This is a genomic window from Paenibacillus ilasis, from assembly GCF_043195395.1.
Classification (GTDB): Bacteria; Bacillota; Bacilli; order Paenibacillales; family Paenibacillaceae; genus Paenibacillus_AQ; species Paenibacillus_AQ lautus.
Genome location: NZ_JBHDJG010000001.1, coordinates 4,118,729 through 4,140,009, shown reverse-complemented (window position 1 = coordinate 4,140,009; position 21,281 = coordinate 4,118,729). Strand labels below are relative to the sequence as shown.

18 protein-coding genes and 1 other annotated feature are annotated in these 21,281 nt (G+C 51.3%); of the genes, 17 read left to right on the top strand and 1 reads right to left on the bottom strand.

The features are described from left to right. The 5 genes from ACETK5_RS18760 (at nucleotide 1) to ACETK5_RS18740 (ending at nucleotide 5,822) form a co-directional block, all read left to right on the top strand. A complete protein-coding gene (locus tag ACETK5_RS18760; RefSeq protein ID WP_100535966.1) occupies nucleotides 1-270 on the top strand; it encodes a YggT family protein in 270 nt (89 codons plus the stop codon). Nucleotides 271-285: 15 nt separating this feature from the next. Next, complete coding sequence (locus ACETK5_RS18755; protein WP_100535967.1) at nucleotides 286-1,068, top strand: YlmH family RNA-binding protein; 783 nt, start codon at nucleotides 286-288, stop codon at nucleotides 1,066-1,068. 172 nt (nucleotides 1,069-1,240) lie between these two features. Beyond that, nucleotides 1,241-1,735, top strand: a complete 495-nt coding sequence (locus ACETK5_RS18750) for a DivIVA domain-containing protein (RefSeq protein ID WP_100535968.1) — start codon at nucleotides 1,241-1,243, stop codon at nucleotides 1,733-1,735. Between the two features lie 65 nt (nucleotides 1,736-1,800). Continuing rightward, nucleotides 1,801-2,082: a binding site (T-box leader), on the top strand. Nucleotides 2,083-2,143: 61 nt separating this feature from the next. Continuing rightward, nucleotides 2,144-5,233, top strand: coding sequence for an isoleucine--tRNA ligase (gene ileS / locus ACETK5_RS18745; protein ID WP_100535969.1), 3,090 nt, complete (start codon nucleotides 2,144-2,146; stop codon nucleotides 5,231-5,233). A 241-nt stretch (nucleotides 5,234-5,474) separates the two neighbouring features. Then, a complete protein-coding gene (locus tag ACETK5_RS18740) occupies nucleotides 5,475-5,822 on the top strand; it encodes a DUF5665 domain-containing protein (RefSeq protein ID WP_100535970.1) in 348 nt (115 codons plus the stop codon). A 75-nt stretch (nucleotides 5,823-5,897) separates the two neighbouring features. On the opposite strand, the gene ACETK5_RS18735 is transcribed toward ACETK5_RS18740, so the two are convergent. Then, a complete protein-coding gene (locus tag ACETK5_RS18735; protein WP_100535971.1) occupies nucleotides 5,898-6,638 on the bottom strand; it encodes a TraR/DksA C4-type zinc finger protein in 741 nt (246 codons plus the stop codon). A 210-nt stretch (nucleotides 6,639-6,848) separates the two neighbouring features. On the opposite strand from ACETK5_RS18735, the gene lspA reads away from it, so the two are divergent. The 12 genes from lspA to pyrE all read left to right on the top strand — a co-directional run bounded on the left by lspA (nucleotide 6,849) and on the right by pyrE (nucleotide 21,153). Next, nucleotides 6,849-7,349 (top strand): signal peptidase II, encoded by a 501-nt coding sequence (lspA, locus tag ACETK5_RS18730; RefSeq protein WP_100535972.1) that lies wholly within the window; start codon nucleotides 6,849-6,851, stop codon nucleotides 7,347-7,349. Continuing rightward, on the top strand, nucleotides 7,349-8,320 hold the full coding sequence (locus ACETK5_RS18725; protein WP_100535973.1) for an RluA family pseudouridine synthase: 972 nt from the start codon (nucleotides 7,349-7,351) through the stop codon (nucleotides 8,318-8,320). The genes lspA and ACETK5_RS18725 overlap by 1 nt, the downstream gene beginning before the upstream one ends. Nucleotides 8,321-8,472: 152 nt before the next feature. Continuing rightward, the gene (locus ACETK5_RS18720) at nucleotides 8,473-8,628 is read left to right on the top strand and encodes a hypothetical protein (RefSeq protein ID WP_164817395.1); all 156 of its coding nucleotides are present in this window, start codon (nucleotides 8,473-8,475) and stop codon (nucleotides 8,626-8,628) included. Nucleotides 8,629-8,770: 142 nt separating this feature from the next. After that, nucleotides 8,771-10,735 carry a ribosomal protection-like ABC-F family protein gene (gene abc-f, locus ACETK5_RS18715; protein WP_100535974.1) on the top strand — a complete coding sequence of 655 codons (1,965 nt, stop codon included), beginning with the start codon at nucleotides 8,771-8,773 and terminating at the stop codon, nucleotides 10,733-10,735. A 152-nt stretch (nucleotides 10,736-10,887) separates the two neighbouring features. Continuing rightward, nucleotides 10,888-12,141, top strand: a complete 1,254-nt coding sequence (locus tag ACETK5_RS18710; protein ID WP_394057117.1) for an LL-diaminopimelate aminotransferase — start codon at nucleotides 10,888-10,890, stop codon at nucleotides 12,139-12,141. Between the two features lie 317 nt (nucleotides 12,142-12,458). Then, nucleotides 12,459-13,019: a bifunctional pyr operon transcriptional regulator/uracil phosphoribosyltransferase PyrR gene (gene pyrR / locus ACETK5_RS18705; RefSeq protein WP_100535976.1), complete on the top strand. Its 561-nt coding sequence runs from the start codon at nucleotides 12,459-12,461 to the stop codon at nucleotides 13,017-13,019. Next, nucleotides 13,019-13,930, top strand: a complete 912-nt coding sequence (locus ACETK5_RS18700; RefSeq protein WP_272868143.1) for an aspartate carbamoyltransferase catalytic subunit — start codon at nucleotides 13,019-13,021, stop codon at nucleotides 13,928-13,930. The genes pyrR and ACETK5_RS18700 overlap by 1 nt, the downstream gene beginning before the upstream one ends. A gap of 121 nt (nucleotides 13,931-14,051) precedes the next feature. Continuing rightward, nucleotides 14,052-15,353, top strand: a complete 1,302-nt coding sequence (locus tag ACETK5_RS18695) for a dihydroorotase (protein WP_100535978.1) — start codon at nucleotides 14,052-14,054, stop codon at nucleotides 15,351-15,353. Between the two features lie 60 nt (nucleotides 15,354-15,413). After that, on the top strand, nucleotides 15,414-16,550 hold the full coding sequence (locus tag ACETK5_RS18690) for a carbamoyl phosphate synthase small subunit (protein ID WP_100535979.1): 1,137 nt from the start codon (nucleotides 15,414-15,416) through the stop codon (nucleotides 16,548-16,550). 1 nt (nucleotide 16,551) lies between these two features. After that, nucleotides 16,552-19,758, top strand: coding sequence for a carbamoyl-phosphate synthase large subunit (gene carB / locus ACETK5_RS18685; RefSeq protein WP_100535980.1), 3,207 nt, complete (start codon nucleotides 16,552-16,554; stop codon nucleotides 19,756-19,758). Nucleotides 19,759-19,777: 19 nt separating this feature from the next. Continuing rightward, nucleotides 19,778-20,515 carry an orotidine-5'-phosphate decarboxylase gene (gene pyrF, locus ACETK5_RS18680; protein WP_100535981.1) on the top strand — a complete coding sequence of 246 codons (738 nt, stop codon included), beginning with the start codon at nucleotides 19,778-19,780 and terminating at the stop codon, nucleotides 20,513-20,515. Next, the gene (pyrE, locus tag ACETK5_RS18675) at nucleotides 20,512-21,153 is read left to right on the top strand and encodes an orotate phosphoribosyltransferase (protein WP_100535982.1); all 642 of its coding nucleotides are present in this window, start codon (nucleotides 20,512-20,514) and stop codon (nucleotides 21,151-21,153) included. Before pyrF ends, pyrE begins: the two co-directional genes overlap by 4 nt. Nucleotides 21,154-21,281 lie beyond the last annotated feature (128 nt).

Below are 21,281 nucleotides of genomic sequence, written 5' to 3'. Positions count from 1 at the left end.
TTGACCTACGAAATTATTAGCGTTGTTAGCACGCTATTCCGTATTTACTTCTACATGATTTTGGTTTATGTTTTGATGTCTTGGCTTCCGAATGTGAGAGAAAGCTTTGTCGGAGAATTGCTGGGCAAGTTGGTGGAACCGTATTTAGCACCATTTCGCCGGTTTATTCCCCCGATCATGGGGATGATTGACATTTCGCCCATTATTGCATTGTTTGTGCTCCAGTTAGCGGAGCGAGGCGTATACGCTATTCTCGGATATCTCCTGTAAGCAGGTGAATGAGCGATGAAACTAGACATCTACGATCATTTTCACAAGGATGAACGGGAGTTTGTGGACCGGGCTTGGGAATGGGTTGTCAATGCCGGACAATACCATGAAGCGAAGCTGACGGATTTTCTGGATCCTCGCCAGCGATTCATTCTGGAATCGCTCGTGAATCGTCATCCGGACGTGCATGCCATGTTTGATGGCGGACATGCTGATTCAGAACGCGTCCGGGCGCTGATTGCTCCGGATTACCGAGAGCTTGAAGGCGAGGATTTAAAGATGAAGGTGCTCAGCATCTCTTCCGGAGACCAGAAGTTTCTGGAGCTGGAGCATGGCGACTACATGGGTTCGATTTTGGGTCTTGGCATTAAGAGATCGAAGATCGGAGACATCCATGTGCTCGCGGACGGCTGTCATGCGGTCGTTGCCGACGATATCAGCGCGTTCCTGCATCTGAATCTCAGCCAGGTCCACCGGGTGCACGTGATGACGGAATTGCTGCCGCTGGACAAGCTTCAGGTTGCCCGCACGAATTTCGAAACGATGGATATTACGGTATCTTCCATGAGACTCGACGGGATCGCCAGTGATGCCTACCGAATCAGCCGTACGAAAATCGTGGTGCCGATCAAGGCGGGCCGATGCCGCGTGAACTGGAAAGTGGAAGAGGATCCCTCAACGAATTTAAAAGAAGGCGATGTCGTTTCCATCCAAGGATTTGGACGGTTTAAAGTTTTGGAGACAGGAAGCCTGACGAAAAAAGGGCGGTACCGTATCAAGGTTGGGAAATATGCCTGACCTTTGAAGGAATTGCCGTTTTTTTGTCGAATGAGTACAAAGAGTTATTCAAAATAACAATAGATTTACCGATAAATCGTAAATGACCGCTATTGTCTTCAAGGACTGGTGGTTTGGCTAACACAGCGGATGAACCGTCCTGTAAGGCCCATATATTTAGGAGGTGCACACCATGCCATTGACGCCGCTTGATATACATAACAAGGAATTTGCCCGTCGAATTCGGGGTTATGATGAGGACGAGGTCAACGAGTTTTTGGATCAGATTATTAAGGATTATGAAAGTGTGATCCGGGAGAACAAAGAGTTGGGCAACCAGCTTATTGCGATGCAAGAAAGACTGGATCATTTTTCGAATATTGAGGAAACCTTGTCTAAGACCATCATTGTCGCCCAGGAGGCGGCGGATGAGTTGAAGAACAACGCGAAGAAGGAAGCTCAGCTGATCATTAAGGAATCCGAGAAGAATGCAGACCGGATCATTAACGATGCGCTCAGTAAATCCCGCAAAATCGCGCTTGAGGTGGAAGAGCTGAAGAAGCAGGCTTCCATCTACCGCACCCGCTTCCGTTCCTTGGTTGAGGCGCAGCTGGAGCTGTTGAAACAAGAAGGCTGGGAGACGCTCGAGAACCGGGAACCGAGTCTTGAACCAAAAGAGGTATACTAGACGGATATCCGGTTGACTTTTTCCGCGAAAGAGTCTATAACTAATAACATATTGTTGATTCATACAAGAATTCGTTGATGGGAATAGTACGCGAAGGATCTGTCCCTCAGAGAGCCGGCAGTTGCTGAAAGCCCGGCGTTCAGACCAAGCAGAAGATCATCCCGGAGAAGTGAAGCTGAAGCGTTTAACCGCGTGCGTAAGCTGAACCGTCAGCCGAACGTTACATCGGACCTTGCCTATTACAACAAAGGCATGGACATTGAGGTGTCGCTTGTACAGGCTTTTTAGCAAAAAGTCGGTTAAGCGAAATTAGGGTGGTAACGCGAGAACAGGTTCTCGTCCCTTGGGGGATGAGGCCTTTTTTTATTTTCACAGAACATTTACGAAAAGAGTGAAAGGAAGATCTGCATGAACAGAGTAGACGTCAAGGAGAAGGCGCGGGCAAGAGAGCTGCGCATCTTGAACAAATGGAACGAGGAGAACACGTTCAAGAAATCAATCGAGCTGCGGGCCGGTAAGCCGAACTATGTATTCTACGAAGGTCCGCCAACTGCAAACGGCGCGCCTCATATCGGTCACGTGCTTGGCCGGGTCATCAAGGATTTTGTGGGCCGTTATCAGACGATGAAGGGCTTCCATGTCGTTCGGAAAGCGGGCTGGGATACGCACGGACTTCCGGTAGAGCTTGGCGTAGAGAAGCAGCTGGGCATCTCCGGCAAGCAGGAGATCGAGAATTATGGCGTTGAAGCCTTTATCAAAAAGTGCAAAGCCAGCGTATTTGAATATGAGCATAAGTGGCGCGAGCTGACTGAAGCGATTGCTTATTGGACCGATCTGGATCATCCGTACATCACGCTCGAGAACAACTATATCGAGAGTGTATGGAACATTTTGGCGACGATTCATGATAAAGGGCTTCTGTACCGCGGTCATCGCGTAAGCCCATACTGCCCTTGCTGTCAGACCACGCTCAGTTCCCACGAAGTGGCTCAGGGTTATGAGGATGTTAAAGACCTCAGCGCAACGGCGAAGTTTAAGCTGCATGACAATGAAGAGTATGTATTGGCATGGACGACTACGCCTTGGACGCTTCCATCCCACGTGGCGCTGGCCGTTAATCCGGATATGGATTACGCCCGCGTTGAGCAGGAGGACGGCATCTATATCGTGGCTAAGAATCTGGTAGAGGATGTTATGAAAGGCGACTTTACCGTTCTATCGACGCTGAAAGGTTCCGAACTCGTCGGCAAAACTTACGATCCTCCGTTCCCGTATATAAAAGCCGAGAAAGCGAATCTCATCGTCGGCGCATCCTTTGTTACCGATGCAAGCGGTACGGGGATTGTGCACATGGCTCCTGCGCATGGTGAAGACGATTATCGCGTATGCCGCGAGAATGGCATCAGTTTCGTGAGTGTCGTGAACGGCCAAGGTCGTTATACCGATGAAGTGACGGATTTTGCCGGACGCTTTGTCAAAGATTGCGATCTGGACATTGTGAAGGCATTGTCTGAAAAAGGACTTCTGTACAGCAAAGAGAAGTACGAGCACAGCTATCCGTTCTGCTGGCGCTGTAAATCCCCGCTGCTCTATTATGCGATGGAGAGCTGGTTTATCGAAACGACAGCCGTTAAGGATCAACTTATCGCGAACAACAATGAGGTAACCTGGTATCCGGGCCATGTGCGTGAAGGCCGCTTCGGCAAGTTCCTTGAAGATCTGGTGGATTGGAATATCAGCCGGAACCGTTATTGGGGAACGCCGCTCAATGTATGGGTCTGCGATTCTTGTGAAGGGCAATTCTCGCCGCACAGCATTGCGGAGCTTCGCGCCAACGCGGTAGGTGAGGTAGCGGAGGATCTGGAGCTGCATAAGCCTTATGTGGATGAAGTGAAAGTGAAATGCCCCCACTGTGAAGGCGGCGTGATGGAACGGACCTCGGAAGTCATTGACGTATGGTTTGACAGCGGATCGATGCCGTATGCACAATACCATTATCCATTCGAGGACAAGGAGAAATTCGAACAGCAGTATCCTGCCGATATGATCTGCGAAGGGATCGATCAGACGCGCGGATGGTTCTACAGCTTGCTCGCCGTATCGACTCTCTTCACGGGTAAAGCGCCTTATAAAGCGGTTATGGCCACAGGTCATATCCTTGATGAGAATGGACAGAAGATGTCCAAATCCAAAGGCAACGTTATCGATCCTTGGGAAATCATCGAGGAATACGGCACGGATGCGTTCCGATGGGCTCTGCTGGCTGACAGTGCGCCATGGAACAGTAAACGATTCTCGAAGGGAATTGTAGGCGAAGCTAAATCCAAGGTTGTGGATACGCTGGTCAATACTCATGCATTCCTGACCCTGTATGCCGGTATTGACGGCTATGATCCGAAGGAGCATGAGTTCAAGGGATCGGACCATAAGCTGGACCGCTGGATTCTGTCCCGTCTGAACAGCTTGATTCAGGTGGTTGATAAAGGACTGGCCGTGAATGACTTCCTGAATGCGGCAAAAGCAATCGAAGCTTATGTGGATGAGCTGAGCAACTGGTACATCCGCCGTTCGCGTGACCGTTTCTGGGGCAGCGGACTCGGAGAAGATAAGCTGGCGGCTTACGGAACGCTTACACATGTGCTGTTGACCCTCTCCAAGCTGATGGCTCCATTCACGCCGATGCTGTCTGAAGATATTTTTGTGAATATGGGCGGAGGAGAAAGCGTACATCTGGCCGACTTTCCGCAAGCCGACGAAGCGTTGATCGACAAGGCGCTCGAGCAGGACATGGAGACGGCAAGACAGATCGTGGAGCTTGCGCGTAACGTCCGCAACGAGACAGGGATCAAAACGCGTCAGCCGCTGTCTGAGCTGATTGTGTCCATGGATCGCGAGTTTGATCTCTCCGGTTATGAAGATATCATCAAGGATGAGATCAATGTCAAAGTGATTGAGGTGGAGACCAGCGATAGTGGCTTCGTCGATTTCACACTGAAAATGAACCTGAAAGTCGCAGGCAAGAAATACGGTAAAAATATCGGGTTCCTGCAAGGGTTCCTGAAAGGCATGAGCAGTGACGAGACCCGCAAGGTGGTTCAAACGGGCGGCGTGAACGTTACATCGCCGGAGGGTGAAGAATTACAGATCACGTCCGAAGAGCTGCTGGTGGAGAAAAAGGCGAAGGAAGGTTTCGCATCGGCTTCAGGTTATGGTTTAACCGTGGCACTCAATACGGATATCACGCCAGAGCTGGAGCAAGAAGGCTGGGTTCGCGAAGTGGTGCGTGCCGTACAGGATACGCGTAAGAAACTGGATCTGCCGATCGAAAAGCGGGTTAATTTGACTCTGGATACAGATGATGAGCTTAAAGCTGCGATCACCGCATTTGAAGATGTACTGCGCGAGAATGTCCTTGTAAACGATTTGCAATTCGGACAAAGCGAAGGCATGGAGCGGGTTGAGCTTGGCGGCAAAACCATCGGCATCCACATCGCCTAAGTATTAAATTGGTTAGTAACCACTGCCATTATCAACAGGGGCAGTGGTTTTTTCTTGTTCAAATGAGGGAACGAATATCTTCAAGGGCGTTCTTACGAACGAATGAGATGCTTCCAATAGATGCATAATAATCAGCGAATTCAAATTTAATGATAAGCAGGCAACGAGCACACATGATAGTGGAGCTGCTCTGGATCTAATTTATCTGATGTCGATTTGTATAGGCAAAGGGGCGGTAGACATGGCGGAGAAGCCGGATGCTGGGGTGTCAGCTGATCAAAAAAAGTCAATGGAGAAAGAGCGGGACCAATTGAGCGCCATACACCGTATGACTACGGACATTGCACAGCAGCTGGAGAAGGCCCGAATCGCAGAATACACCCAGCTGCTAAATCGGCCATGGAAATTGATATGGACCAATTTGCTGGCGGGGTCAGCCCGAGGTGTGGGAATCGCGATTGGTTTTACCTTTTTTGCGGCGACCATTATATACGTCCTACAGGCGCTTGGCGCGTTGAACTTGCCTATTATCGGCGACTACATTGCGGATATTGTGCGGATTGTTCAGCGTCAGCTTGAACTAACGTGAGTTTGTCCTATATGAATATGTAATGCCCGGCAGCGCTGCATCCAATTTGTTATGCTGCCGGTCGTAAAAACTTATTTAGCTGAATGATTCATCATCAGGGTCGCCATGGGGATCTAACAGGTAGCTTCCTTCGCCCCGGTTTAGGTAATCGACATATTGCGGACTTCGTACGATAAACACTTCGGAGCCATCGATATTGGTTGCAACGAAATTTTCATACACTTCAACGAATCCACCTTGATCATCGCCATTCTCGATATCCATCTCGTTATAGCTGTCAATTTCGTTGCCTTCGGCCAGAGCAGGGGAATTGGAATTCCCCCAGCTTTCAACGATCTGCCACGCGTCTTCGCCGTCAAACGCAGCATATTCATGCTCGTCCATACTGGATTTTCCAAAAGCGGGAGCAAGGACTTCCTCTTCAACCGGACGATCGCGGGAAACTCGTTCACGAGGCGTATCTTTTACACAATATTGCGTATCCGGAAGAACCTCCAACCGCTCGTACGGAATGGGCTGGCCGCAGGTAAGGCACACGCCGTAACGGCCGTGATGAATCGCTTCAAGCGAAAAAATAACCCGCTGCAGTTCCTGATCCACCCTGTCCTGGAGTGCAAGGTCTTTTTCTCTTTCATACATCTCGCTTGCCAAATCGCCAGGATGGTTATCAATATGGGACAGCTCGCCAGTCATATCTCTCTCTGATTCCCCCAGCCCATGTTGGTCGTTATATACCATGCGCCGTTCAAGCTCAACCTTTCGATCCATCAGCTTTTGTTGCAAATTATTGAGTTGCTCCTGAGTTAGATGCGACATGTCAGGCTCCTTTCATGGTCCGAAGTTGACCTTCTGGTTCATATGTATAGAGTGCACCCATTGAGATGGTTTTACTGACGGAAAATGTTCTCGCCATTGGACAGGAATGGACGGTTTCTGAGCCGCTGTGCTACAATAAGACGAGTTACTGACCGATCAGCGAAGGTGATCGCCTGATTGGAGAAGACAAGAACGGAGTGACATAAACAAGTGGTGTATTATTTGATTGCATTTGTTTTATTTCTTATTGATCAGGGAACCAAGTACTTGATTGCCTCGAGGCTTGAGCTTTATGAACAGATTCCTGTGATCGGAGACTTCTTCCTGATTACGTCCAGCCGAAACCGGGGTGCCGCGTTTGGCATACTGCAGGATCAATTATGGTTCTTCATTGTTGTGACGCTAATCGTTGTGGGCGGGATAGTCTGGTACCTCCGGAAGGTATCGAAAGAAGGACGTAAGCTGCTGCCTACGGCTCTTGCGCTTGTACTGGGCGGGGCACTTGGAAACTTCATCGATCGCTTGTTGATGGGAGAGGTTGTCGATTTCCTGCAATTTAATTTTGGCAGCTACACCTTCCCGATTTTTAATATCGCCGATTCTTGTATCGTCATCGGTGTGGGATTGATCATATTGGACACGCTTCTGGAAGGAAGACGCGAGAAGATACAGACAACAAGTGAAGTTTCTGGCACAGAAGGGAATGAATAATGTTGCAAGACGGTATGGATACTGATACGGAATGGACAGGCGAAACGGGGCACGAATCGGAAACCTGTGAGTGGACGGTGGATGCCGAATCTGCCAAAACCCGCATAGATAAATACATAACGGAGAACCTTGGTGAGGATGTTTCACGCTCCCAGGTGCAGTTATGGATTACGGATGGACATGTCATCGTTAATGAAGGTCCGGTTAAGTCCAATTACAAAGTGAGTCAGGGTGACCGCATCCTGCTGAAAGTTCCTGAGCCATCGGCAGTAGAGATTATTCCGGAGGACATCCCGCTTGAGATCGCGTTTGAAGACGTGGATGTGATTGTTGTAAACAAACCTCGAGGGATGGTTGTCCATCCGGCTCCGGGACATTCGTCGGGTACACTTGTGAATGCGTTGATGTTTCACTGCAAAGACTTGTCGGGAATTAATGGGGAGCTTCGTCCTGGCATCGTCCATCGGATTGACAAAGATACAACCGGTCTAATCATGGCAGCGAAGAATGATAAAGCTCATGCTTCTCTTGCCGGCCAACTGAAGGATCACAGCGTGAACCGCCGTTACTTGGCCTTGGTGCACGGCAACATCAGTCATGATCAAGGCACCATTGATGCCCCTATCGGCCGTGACGCGCAGGATCGTAAACTGTATACCGTCACGGACCGGAACAGCAAACATGCGGTTACTCATTTTACCGTTGTGGAACGGTTCGGGGATTACAGTCTTCTCGAGCTGAAGCTGGAGACGGGACGTACGCATCAAATCCGCGTGCATATGAAGTATATCGGCCATCCTCTCGTAGGTGATCCTGTATACGGCAAGAGCAAGGGGATTAAATTAAACGGTCAGGCGCTTCATGCCGCCATTTTGGGCTTTGTCCATCCTTCGACCGGGGAGTATATGGAGTTTTCGGCACCGATGCCGAATGATATGGAAGAACTGCTGACGATTCTAAGGGGCCGCTAGCGGTTCCTTTTTGCATTTAGATGTTTTGGGTCCCCGCAAAGTATTTGGAGAAAGCATCGAAGTATTGGCTCTACTTTGTGGGGCTATTTTCCTTGCCATTTTATCCAAGGAATGTTATAGTGACGATAACTTTGATGAAGGAGGTGAGCAGGATGAATATCGAGATGGTTAACAACCGTATTAGCCAGCTGCCTATAGCTATGGCTGGCATTGTTCATGCATTTCTCTACAACGGGAGAGGTCTGTCCAATTTTAATGATACGGTTTGTACCATCGCGAGAAGTCACCTGCCTGCCTGCACGGATTAAGCCTATTTAGGCTTACCATTCTTAAGGGTCCGCGGAGCTTGCTCTGTGGGCCCTTTTTGCGTTTGCAGTCCGGGTCTTCTCCCTAATCTATACGCTTTAGCGAACAGGTTGACTGTTCGCAGCATACAGGAGGAAACCTAGAATGAATATGATCAATGTACAGAAACTGACGCAATATCACGGTGCTCATCTGGTACTGGACCAGATATCGTTTGAAATACAGGAAGGCGAGAAGGTCGCGCTTATCGGAAGGAACGGCAGCGGAAAGTCGACGCTGATGCGCCTGCTTGCGGGTCTCGATCAGCCAAACGAAGGGCAGCTGGCCATAAAGAAGGGGGCAAAAATCGGATATTTGGAGCAGATTCCGAGCCATATGGATTCCTGGACGGTGCTGGATGTACTTGAACAGGGGTTGAGTCACTTAAAGGATTACCGAGCGGAAATGACGGAGCTTGAGAGAAAAATGAGTGACCCGGACATTGCCGGAAATGCTGGGCAGCTCGATCGAGTGCTGCGGAAATACTCAGCCCTTCAGGAACGCTTTGAAACAGAGGGCGGCTATGAGCTGGAAGCAAGCATCGACAAAATCGCTACCGGGCTGCAAATACCCAAGAGCGAATACGGACTGGCCTTTGGCTCGTTGTCCGGTGGAGAACAGACTCGAGTCGTGCTGGCATCGCAGCTGATCGTACAGCCGGATTTGCTCCTGCTCGATGAACCGACCAACCATCTGGATTTGGCACGCACGGAATGGCTGGAGGAATTCTTGCGCGAATATCCGGGAACCTGCGTCATGATCTCTCACGACCGATATTTTCTGGATCGGGTCGTGTCCAAAACGATTGAGCTTGAAGATGGCGAAGCTTTCACTGCGCAAGGTGGCTACACCACGTTCATGAACGATAAGGAAGAGCGTTTGCTGCAGCAGTTCGCCGACTACCAAGAACAGCAGAAAGTAATCAAGAAGATGAAGGAATCCATCAAGCAGCTTGAAGAGTTCGGCCGGATTGGCGGCAATGAGAAGTTTTTCAAGCGCGCGGCTTCCATGAGGCGAGCACTGGAGCGAATGGAGCGGGTCAAGAGGCCCGTACTGGAACGCAGACAGGCTGATTTTGAACTGAATCCTCAAGATCGTTCCGGTCGCCGCGTGGCATACTTTGATCAAGTTAAGGTTTCCTATGGGAATCAGGCGGTGCTGAGAGGCGCATCCGGTCTAATCGAATTCGGCGAAAAAATTGCACTGATGGGCTCGAACGGCAGCGGGAAAACAACGCTGTTCAAAGTGCTGTTGGGTGAGCTGACGCCCGATTCCGGTTCGCTTGAATGGGGTTCGCGTGTCGATGTGGGTTATTTGGCTCAGCAGGAGGAACCGGACAATCCGAAGGAAACGGTGCTTCAATATTTCCGGGAGAAGGCCGGAGTTGAAGAGGGGGAAGCTCGAGGGATATTGGCAAGGTATCTGTTCTATGGTGCGGCCGTGTTCAGATCGGTGGGGCAGCTGTCCGGCGGGGAATGGACACGATTGAGGCTCGCGCTGCTCATCCATCAGAAGCCGAACCTGCTGCTTCTGGATGAACCCACGAACCATCTGGATATTGCCTCCCGCGAAGCGTTGGAGGATGCGCTGCAGGGGTATGCGGGGACCGTTCTTGCCATTTCCCATGACCGTTATTTCGTGAATCAAGTGTCTCGTAAAGTATGGGATTTGAATCAAGGGAAGCTGACTGTCTATCATGGAAATTATGATGATTTCCGGGATAAGAAAGACCGGCTTGACGCGGAATTGCAGGCAAGGGAGCTATCAGCGGGATTTGATGTTATTCCCAAACAGAAGGTGATCCAGCAGGCCCAAGCGAAGGATAGCTCTGCTCAGCTTTCCAAACGCGTAAACCCGGATCGCTCTTCCGCCGAAAGGTCCAAATGGTTGGAGGAGGAGATTGCTCGTCTAGAAACCCGTATCCGGCAGCTTGACGGCTGGCTTGAGATGGAAGGCGACGATTTACACGAGGATACGGATCTGTCACTGCTCGAGCAGCGGTGGAACGAGCGGGAGTCGCTATCCGCGAGTCGTGACGAGCTTCTCGCGGAATGGCTGGAGCTAACTTAAGTGTGTTTTCAAATAGGAACACCATAGGATCTACCAGCTCCACCCAGCCGAAAAAGTACAAATCATTTGATATATAATGCATGGCTCCCGTTGTGATTTTCCTGCATATTTAGGATGAGTATGAAAGCTAGAGTAGGAGATGAATACAAATCATGAGTATGGATAAGTATCAGGAAACGTACATTCAACAGAGCTTTGCCAACCGTATCGGCGGCGCTAATTATGGCAAAGATACAGCCATTTATAAATTCGAGAAAATCAAAAGAGCGAAGGCAGCTGCGAAGCAGGAACATCCTGGGACGGAGCTGATCGATATGGGGGTTGGCGAGCCGGATGAGATGGCCGATGCAGGCATCGTGGCGAAGCTGGCAGAAGAAGCAGCGAAGCGGGAAAACCGGGGCTATGCGGATAACGGAATTCCGGAGTTCAAGGAAGCAGCTGTTCGCTACTTGAAGAATGTATTTGGGGTTGAAGGCATTGATGCCGCTACAGAAGTTCTGCATTCCATCGGTTCCAAGCCGGCACTGGCCATGCTGCCGTCCTGCTTCATTAACCCTGGGGACATCACCATCATGACGGTTCCTGGATATCCTGTACTCGGTACGCATACCAAGTACTTGGGCGGTGAGGTTTACAATGTGGAGCTGAAAAAAGAGAACGGATTCCTTCCGGATCTCAGCTCGATCCCTGAGGACATTGCCCACCGTGCCAAACTGCTCTACCTGAACTATCCGAACAACCCGACGGGTGCCAGCGCAACGGTCGAGTTTTTCACCGAGGTTGTCGAGTGGGCCCGCAAGTATGGTGTTGTTGTTGTCCATGACGCTCCTTATGCAGCGCTGACTTACGATGGCTTGAAGCCGCTCAGCTTTCTCTCCGTCCCCGGTGCGAAGGATGTTGGCGTGGAGCTTCACTCCCTGTCCAAATCTTACAATATGACGGGATGGCGCATTGGCTTCATCGCCGGTAATCCGCTTGTGGTTAAAGCGTTTGGCGATGTGAAGGACAACAACGATTCAGGACAATTTATAGCCATTCAAAAGGCTGCCGCATACGGTCTGGACAATCCGCAAATTACGGAGAAGATCGCTGAGAAGTATTCCCGCCGCCACAACATGCTGGTAGACGTGTTGAACGGGCTTGGTTTTAAGGCCGAGAAGCCGAAGGGCTCCTTCTTCCTCTACGTTGAAGCTCCAAAAGGCGTTAAAGGCGGGCGCCGCTTTGAATCCGGCGAAGATTTCTCCCAGTATCTGATTCGCGAGAAATTGATCTCCACCGTGCCTTGGGATGATGCGGGACATTTCGTACGCTTCTCCGTTACCTTCATTGCTGACGGTGAGGAAGAAGAGAAACGCGTCATTTCCGAAATTCGCAGAAGACTTAGCGATGTTGAATTTGAATTTTAATGACATGTTATAAACTCCGCGTAGTACGTGACATCATTCGACATGATTGCTGTTGACAGCTCCTGTAGGGTCTGTCATAATGAAATCAATCGAATAGCACCTTTAAATCAGTCCCGTGAGGCTGGCAAGGTAACGTGAACCGAGGTTCATTAACAGGAGGCATAGTTCTGTCTGCGGATAGATGCTGCGCTTTCCACACTATCTCTATGAGATCAACTCCTTGTCCAGCCGGGCAAGGAGTTTTTTTGTGTGTAATGAACTCACGGATCGTCTGAACTAAAAAGGGCTAATCAAACGTTTAGAAGGAGGACTTAAGGATGAGCAACGAACAGCATGTGATTATGGACGAGACGGCCATCCGCCGCGCCCTAACGAGAATTGCCCATGAAATATTGGAAAAGAATAAAGGGATTGAGGACTGCGTCCTGGTCGGCATCCGCACACGCGGCGTGTTCCTTGCCCAGCGGATCGCTGAGCGAATGAATGAGATTGAAGGTACGCCGATTCCATGGGGAGAGATCGACGTGACTTCCTACCGCGATGACCGGGACAGCAAGGGAGCCGCTGCTGAACGGGGAGAAGGAGCGAAGCTCAGCCTTGCACATCTGAACATTCATGACAAGAAGGTCATTTTGTTTGATGACGTGCTGTACACCGGACGGACGATCCGTGCTGCAATGGACGCCCTGATGGACTGCGGACGGCCAAGAATGATACAGCTTGCGGTTTTGGCAGACCGGGGACATCGCGAACTGCCGATCCGGCCGGATTATATCGGAAAGAACGTTCCTACCTCCAAACACGAGGAAATTACGGTGGCATTAACCGAAATCGACGGCAAGGACGAAGTGACCATTAGCCAAAGAGAGGAACGATAATCATGACAACAGCCATTTCATTGAAAGAACGCAGCCTCTTAGGTTTGAAGGATATTAGCAGAGACGAAATCGGATCGATCCTGAATCGGGCGGCATATTGGGAAGCGCAGTCCGAGAAAGTGGTGCCGGTACTTCAATCGAAATTTGCGGTTAATATGTTCTTCGAGAACAGCACCAGAACGAGATTTTCGTTTGAAATGGCTGAGAAAAGACTCGGTGCTGAGGTCATGAACTTTGCGGCGGCAGCATCCAGCGTCGAGAAAGGCGAGTCGATCTACGATACGGTTAGAACGCTGGAATCCATGGGAATCGACGCGGGCGTCATCCGGCTGAAGCCAGCCGGAGTACTGCAGGAGCTAGCGGAGCGGATCTCGATTCCGCTGGTCAATGCGGGCGACGGCAACAATGAGCACCCCACGCAGGCGCTGCTTGATCTTTATACGATGAAGAAAAGCTTCGGCGAGCTTAAGGGATTAACGGTATCCATCATCGGAGACATCAAGCACAGCCGGGTTGCTCGTTCGGACCTGTGGGCCCTGCAGAAATTCGGTGCCCATGTACAGTTCTGCGCACCGGAAACGATGCAGGCTCCGGAGCTGGCCCGGTATGCACCTTACGTATCGATGGAAACGGCACTCAAGGCGGATGTAGTGATGATGCTGAGAGTTCAACTGGAACGGCATAATGAAGGAGTATTCAAATCCAGCGCGGAATACCGGGAACAGTACGGTTTGACGGAAGAGCGGGCGGCCAAGCTGTCGGGGCACACGATCATTATGCATCCGGCACCGGTGAACCGGAACGTAGAAATCGACGACGCGGTCGTGGAAAGCGCAAGATCGATGATATTCAAGCAGATGGCGAACGGAGTGCCGATTCGCATGGCAGTCATGGAACGGGCGATGGTCTGATTGAAAACGCGGAATACGGTTTACAGAATGAATAAATATTAATATTTATACACAAATATGAATTTTTATTATACAATATACTAAGAAGCGAGCGGTGCTTCTGCTGCGGAGGGGAACCAAGATGCAAATGCAAGTGATAAAGAATGCCAAAGTGATCAATGAACAAGGACAGCTCGAAGATAAACATATCGTCATTGCAGACGGATTGATTCATTCGGTTGCGAGTGATATCGCAGCCTTGCCGGAACCGGGCGATAACGTTCAGATAATCGATGCCGAGGGGAAACTGGTCACACCGGGATTCATCGATATGCATGTGCACTTGAGAGAGCCGGGATATGAGCACAAGGAAACGATCGAGAGCGGCAGCCGCTCGGCAGTCAAAGGCGGCTTTACAACCATTGCCTGCATGCCGAACACAAGACCGGTGACCGATACGCCGGAAACGGTGAAGCTTGTGCTGGATAAGGCTAGCGAGGCTGGTCTTGCGAAGGTGCTGCCCTATGCAGCCATTACGAAGAACGAGCTGGGCCGCGAACTGACGGACTTTGAGGCCTTGAAGGCCGCGGGTGCAATCGGGTTTACGGACGACGGCGTTGGTGTGCAGAACGCACAGATGATGAAAGATGCCATGAACAAAGCGAAAGCGCTGGGCATGCCGGTCATTGCGCACTGCGAGGATGACTCGCTGGTAAAAGGAGCTTGCGTGACCGAAGGCAAATTCGCTCAGCAGCACGGCCTGAAAGGAATACCAAACGAGTCGGAAGCGATCCATGTTGGACGGGACATTCTGCTGACCGAAGCCACCGGCGTACATTACCACGTATGCCATGTGAGCACAGAGCAGTCCGTACGCTTGATCCGCCAGGCAAAAGCGATTGGCATCTCGGTAACGGCCGAGGTATGCCCGCACCATCTGGTTCTCTCTGACGAAGATATTCCCGGCCTGGATGCCAACTGGAAGATGAACCCGCCGCTGCGCACCCCGCGTGATGTGGAGGCTTGTATAGAAGGTCTGCTGGATGGAACGCTCGATATGATCGTAACGGATCATGCACCGCACAGCGCGGAAGAGAAGGCGAAAGGCATGGAGCTTGCACCATTCGGTATCGTGGGATTCGAAACAGCCTTCCCGCTGCTCTATACCAAATTCGTCGCAACAGGCAAATGGGATCTCGCCTTGCTCGTGAAGCGGATGACCAGCGATCCGGCAAGAGTATTCGGTCTTGCAACGGGCGTGCTGGAGGCCGGTAAAGCAGCGGATCTGACCATGATTGATCTCGATGCAGAGAAAGAAGTGAATCCGGAAGAGTTCGCAACGAAAGGCCGCAACACGCCATTTACGGGCTGGAAGCTGAAAGGCTGGCCCGTGATGACTTGGGTGGACGGCGAAGTGAAATGGTCAGAGCAAAACGGATTTTGAGTAACACGTAGGCAAAAGACTTATAAAATAAATTACACATAGATGACAGGAGTGATCGGGATGCAGGCAAGATTGTTACTGGAGGACGGAACGCTGTTCAGCGGAAAATCCTTCGGCGCGGATGCTGAAATGACCGGAGAGGTTGTTTTCAATACAGGAATTACAGGATATCAAGAGGTGCTGAGCGACCCGTCTTACTGTGGACAGATCGTGACCATGACGTACCCTTTGATCGGAAACTACGGCATCACGCGGGATGACTTTGAATCCATCCGGCCGTTCGTCCACGGATTCGTTGTTCGTCGTCATGAGCCTGTTCCTAGCAACTGGCGTGCAGAATATAGCGTTGACAGCTTATTGAAGGAATATGGCATTCCAGGAATCAGCGAGATTGATACACGGATGTTGACCCGGATCATCCGTCACTACGGTACGATGAAGGGCATTCTGACAACTTCCAACAAGCCGGTGGAAGAACTTAAGGAAATGCTCGGCGATACGACGATCGCCGAACTCCGCAACCAGGTGGCAAAAACCTCTACACCGCAAATGTTTACAAGCCCGGGCTCCAAGGAGCGGATCGTTTTGGTTGACTTCGGTGCAAAGAGCGGAATTCTGCGCGAACTGACTTCCCGCGGTTGTGATGTGATGGTCGTTCCGCATGACACGACGGCTGATGAAATCCGCAGACTTCACCCGGACGGCATTCAGTTGTCCAACGGCCCTGGGGACCCGAAGGATGTTCCTTACGCGGTGGACATGGTCAAAGAACTGCTTGGCGAATATCCGATCTTCGGCATCTGCCTGGGGCACCAATTGTTTGCACTGGCTGCGGGCGCGGACACCGAGAAGCTGAAATTCGGACACCGTGGCGGGAATCATCCGGTAAAAGAGCTTGCCAGCGGACGCTGCTACATCACTTCCCAAAACCACGGATATACCGTCAACGAAGAATCCATCACAGGGACGGATCTGGAAGTCACGCATATCAACAATAACGATAAAACGATCGAAGGCTTGAAGCACTCGAAATTCCCTGCCTTCTCCGTGCAATATCACCCTGAAGCTGCACCTGGTCCGCAAGACAGCAGCTATCTGTTCGATCAATTCCTTGAGATGATAAGAGACCATAAACAGAATGAAATCCGGAAACCGCGCCAAGCGGTTCTGGCCGCAGCCGTGAAAGGAGCTCATTAATATGCCTAAAAATGATACATTGAAAAAAATTCTCGTCATCGGCTCCGGTCCGATCGTCATCGGGCAAGCAGCGGAATTTGACTACGCTGGAACACAGGCTTGCCAAGCATTGAAAGAAGAAGGTATCGAGGTTGTGTTGATTAACAGCAACCCGGCAACCATCATGACCGACACGAACATGGCGGATAAAGTATATATCGAGCCGATCACCCTCGACTTTGTTACACAGATCATCCGTCAAGAGCGTCCGGACGGATTGCTCCCGACGCTTGGAGGACAAACGGGCCTGAATATGGCGGTTGAGCTTGCACGCGCCGGTATTCTGGAGCAGGAGAATGTGAAGCTGCTCGGAACGCAGCTGGAGTCCATCGAGAAAGCGGAAGACCGCGACCTGTTCCGTGATCTGATGCGCGAACTCGATCAGCCCGTACCGGAAAGCACGATTGTAACGACCCTGGAAGAGGCGCTTGACTTCGCAAATGAGATTGGTTATCCGCTGATCGTGCGCCCGGCCTACACTTTGGGCGGCACCGGCGGCGGTATCTGCGCAACCGAAGAGGAACTGCGTGAAACCGTCAGCTCCGGACTTCGCTACAGCCCGATCACGCAATGTTTGGTCGAGAAGAGCATCGCGGGAATGAAAGAAGTTGAGTATGAGGTTATGCGCGATGCGAATGATAACTGCATCGTGGTATGTAACATGGAGAACTTTGATCCGGTCGGCGTTCATACCGGCGACAGCATCGTCGTGGCGCCAAGCCAGACCCTATCCGATCGCGAGTATCAAATGCTCAGATCCGCATCGCTGAAAATCATCCGCGCCCTGAATATCGAGGGCGGATGCAACGTGCAATTCGCGCTGGATCCAAACAGCTATCAATATTATGTCATCGAGGTAAACCCTCGGGTCAGCCGCTCTTCCGCCCTTGCTTCCAAGGCAACGGGCTACCCGATCGCGAAGATGGCAGCAAAAATCGCGATGGGTTACACCCTGGACGAGATCGTCAACCCGGTAACGGGACAGACTTATGCTTGCTTTGAGCCTACGCTGGATTATATCGTCAGCAAAATTCCGCGCTGGCCATTCGACAAGTTTATTCACGCCAACCGGAAGCTGGGAACTCAGATGAAGGCAACCGGCGAAGTGATGGCGATTGGCCGCACCTTCGAAGAGTCGATCCATAAAGCGGTTCGTTCTCTGGAGATCGGCGTGCACCGCCTTTACTTAAAAGGTGCTGACGAGCTGAGCGATGAAGTGCTCCAGCAGCGTCTGATCAAAGCCGACGATGAGCGGATGTTCCTGATCGCGGAAGCGTTCCGCCGGGGGTATGGACTTCAGCAGATCCAAGACCTGACGAAGATCGACTGGTGGTTCCTGGACAAAATCGAACGCCTGATCCAATACGAAGATCACATTCGCAGCGAAGCGTCACTGACTTACGAAACGCTGTACGAAGCGAAGCGACTCGGCTTTACGGATCGCGCCATCGCTGAGCTGCGCACGGAAGGTAAAGCCAGCACGCACACAACCGAGGAGTCGATCGGATTCCTGCGCCGCGAGCATGGATTGCGCCCGGTTTACAAAATGGTGGATACTTGCGCCGCGGAGTTTGAAGCAACGACGCCGTATTACTACTCGACGTACGAAACGGAGAATGAAGTCATCGAATCCGCCAAGGAGAAGGTCATCGTGCTGGGCTCCGGACCGATCCGGATCGGTCAAGGGATCGAGTTCGACTACTCCACGGTGCACGCCGTATGGGCAATCCAGAAGGCTGGATACGAAGCGGTTATCATTAACAACAACCCGGAGACCGTCTCCACTGACTTTAATACGTCGGACCGTCTCTACTTCGAACCGCTCTTCCTTGAAGATGTCATGAATGTCATCGAGCAGGAGAAACCGATCGGTGTCATCGTACAGTTTGGCGGGCAGACAGCAATTAACCTCGCTGAGCCGCTCAGCAAAGCGGGCGTGAAAATTCTGGGTACCAGCCTGGAAAGCATTGACGAAGCCGAGGATCGTAAAAAATTCGAAGCGCTCCTGTCCAGACTGGAGATTGCCCAGCCGAAAGGAAAAACCGTGACTTCGGTTGATGATGCTGTAGAAACCGCGCAATCGCTGGGTTACCCTGTTCTGGTAAGACCATCTTATGTACTCGGTGGACGCGCCATGGAGATTGTATACTCTGACAGCGAGCTGCTGAGCTACATGAAAGAGGCGGTTAAGATCAACCCGGACCATCCAGTTCTGATCGACCGTTACATGATGGGTAAAGAAGTGGAAGTCGACGCGATCTGCGATGGCGATACGGTGCTGATTCCAGGCATCATGGAACATGTAGAGCGCGCAGGCGTTCACTCCGGTGACTCGATTGCGGTATATCCTCCTCAGTACTTGTCCCAGGACCTGAAAGACAAGATTACCGAAATTACGATCAAGATTGCCAAAGAGCTGAATACACGCGGACTTGTTAACATCCAGTTCGTTATCTATAAAAACGAAGTGTACGTGATCGAAGTGAATCCGCGTTCTTCCCGGACGGTTCCGTTCCTGAGCAAGGTTACAGGCATCCCGATGGCCAACCTGGCAACACAGGCGATCATGGGCAGCAAGCTGAAGGATCTTGGATACGAGGAAGGCATGTGGCCGGAAAGCGAACATGTATCGGTTAAAGTGCCGGTGTTCTCCTTTGCTAAACTTCGCCGCGTTGAGCCTACCCTTGGACCGGAAATGAAATCCACCGGTGAGGTTATGGGCCGCGACGTGAAGTATGCCAAAGCGCTGTACAAAGGTCTGATCGGTGCAGGCATGAAAATTCCTTCAACGGGTGCCATTATCGCTACCATCGCAGATAAAGATAAAGCCGAAGCTGCGGCACTGCTGAAAGGCTTCCATAAGCTTGGTTATAAAATCATCGCCACAGGCGGCACGGCAGCAGCATTGAAAGAAGCGGGGCTTGATGTGACCACCATCCATAAGCTGTCCGAGGGAACGCCGAACATTCTGGATATGATCCGCACAGGTGAAGCGAATTTCGTCTTCAACACATTGACCAAAGGGAAAACGCCGCAGCGTGACGGATTCCGAATCCGCCGTGAAGCGGTAGAAAACGGTGTGGTATGTATGACCTCGCTCGATACGGTTCGTGAGCTTCTCACGATGCTGGAGACCATCAACTTCTCTTCTGAAGCGATGCCGGTTTAATCGAGAAGGAGGGATATAGATGAACACCAGCTACAACGAAATGGCGGGCCGCCTGATGGTGGCCCTGGATTACCCGGATGCCGAACGTGCGAAAGCATTGGTACGTCAGCTGGAAGGTATCCCGTGTTATATGAAGGTCGGCATGCAGCTGTTCTACGCTGCCGGTCCTGATTTTGTCAAAGAATTGAAAGCCAAAGGCTATTCCGTGTTTCTGGACGTGAAGATGCATGATATTCCGAACACGGTAAAAGGCGGGTCGGACAGCGTAACGCGGCTGGGTGTGGACATGTTTAACGTCCATGCCAGCGGCGGCGCTCTTATGATGCAGGCGGCAAAAGCCGGGGCGGAGGCCGCAGTGGCGGACACCCCGGGTCTTGCCATGCCTACCATCATAGCTGTAACCCAGTTGACTAGTACGAGTCAGGATGTCATGAATAACGAAATCGGCATTCCGGGTTTGGTAGCGGATGCGGTCGTACGATATGCGAAGCTTGCTCAGCAAGCGGGGCTGCATGGCGTCGTCGCTTCATCGCTTGAAGTGGAGGCCATTCGATCCGCATGCGGCCAAGCGTTTAAGACCGTTATACCGGGTATCCGTCCGGCTGGTGCGGATATCGGAGACCAGGCTCGGGTTCTTACACCAGGGGAAGCCATTCGCAAGGGCAGTCATTATTTGGTTGTCGGCCGCCCAATTACGGAATCCCCGAGCCCGAGACAAGCTGCAGAACAGATTATTGAGGAGATGATTCAAGCATGAGTACACTCGCGAATATTCCACATCAGATCGCATCTTATTTGCTGAAGATTGAGGCCGTTTCCCTTAGACCTCATCAGCCGTTTACATGGACGTCGGGAATAAAATCCCCGATCTACTGTGACAATCGCTTGACGATGTCTTATCCCGAGATTCGCGACTACATTGCTGAATCGTTCGCAGCCGTCATCCGGGAGCAATATCCGGAAGCCGAGGCCATTGCCGGAACGGCCACAGCCGGGATTCCGCATGCGGCCTTTGTATCCCAGAAAATGAACCTGCCGATGTCCTATATTCGGGACAAAGCAAAGGGTCATGGCAAGGAAAACCTGATTGAAGGCTTGATCAAGCCGGGACAGAAGGTGGTTGTGATCGAGGATCTGATCTCCACGGGCGGCAGCTCGCTTAAAGCGGCACAAGCGGTTAAGGATGCAGGGGCCGAGCCGCTGGCGGTACTGGCTATATTCAGCTATCAGCTGGATAAAGCGGTACAAGCCTTCGCCGAAGCCGGGATTCCGCTGCAGAGCTTGTCCAACTACGGTGCGCTGATTGATGTAGCGCTATCCGAGAATCGGATTCAGGAACAGGATGTGGAGCTTCTTCAATCCTGGAGATCGAATCCTGCGTCCTTTGGCATGTAAACAACTTAAACCAGCTAGGAATCAGGCTGTCGTCTTTGTGAGTTATCGCAGAGCGACAGCTTTTTTTATACCGAGGCCGAAGATATCCTTGATGGGCGCCGGGTTGACAGCGGTAGGCCGGATCGTTA

Bases quoted from the DNA above. Each gene is read 5' to 3' on its own strand.
- ACETK5_RS18755 (WP_100535967.1), top strand. From the start codon at position 286: ATGAAACTAGACATCTACGATCATTTTCACAAGGATGAACGGGAGTTT.
- ACETK5_RS18750 (WP_100535968.1), top strand. From the start codon at position 1,241: ATGCCATTGACGCCGCTTGATATACATAACAAGGAATTTGCCCGTCGA.
- ileS (WP_100535969.1), top strand. From the start codon at position 2,144: ATGAACAGAGTAGACGTCAAGGAGAAGGCGCGGGCAAGAGAGCTGCGC.
- ACETK5_RS18740 (WP_100535970.1), top strand. From the start codon at position 5,475: ATGGCGGAGAAGCCGGATGCTGGGGTGTCAGCTGATCAAAAAAAGTCA.
- ACETK5_RS18735 (WP_100535971.1), bottom strand. From the start codon at position 6,638: ATGTCGCATCTAACTCAGGAGCAACTCAATAATTTGCAACAAAAGCTG.
- ACETK5_RS18725 (WP_100535973.1), top strand. From the start codon at position 7,349: ATGTTGCAAGACGGTATGGATACTGATACGGAATGGACAGGCGAAACG.
- ACETK5_RS18720 (WP_164817395.1), top strand. From the start codon at position 8,473: ATGAATATCGAGATGGTTAACAACCGTATTAGCCAGCTGCCTATAGCT.
- abc-f (WP_100535974.1), top strand. From the start codon at position 8,771: ATGAATATGATCAATGTACAGAAACTGACGCAATATCACGGTGCTCAT.
- ACETK5_RS18710 (WP_394057117.1), top strand. From the start codon at position 10,888: ATGAGTATGGATAAGTATCAGGAAACGTACATTCAACAGAGCTTTGCC.
- pyrR (WP_100535976.1), top strand. From the start codon at position 12,459: ATGAGCAACGAACAGCATGTGATTATGGACGAGACGGCCATCCGCCGC.
- ACETK5_RS18695 (WP_100535978.1), top strand. From the start codon at position 14,052: ATGCAAATGCAAGTGATAAAGAATGCCAAAGTGATCAATGAACAAGGA.
- ACETK5_RS18690 (WP_100535979.1), top strand. From the start codon at position 15,414: ATGCAGGCAAGATTGTTACTGGAGGACGGAACGCTGTTCAGCGGAAAA.
- carB (WP_100535980.1), top strand. From the start codon at position 16,552: ATGCCTAAAAATGATACATTGAAAAAAATTCTCGTCATCGGCTCCGGT.
- pyrF (WP_100535981.1), top strand. From the start codon at position 19,778: ATGAACACCAGCTACAACGAAATGGCGGGCCGCCTGATGGTGGCCCTG.
- pyrE (WP_100535982.1), top strand. From the start codon at position 20,512: ATGAGTACACTCGCGAATATTCCACATCAGATCGCATCTTATTTGCTG.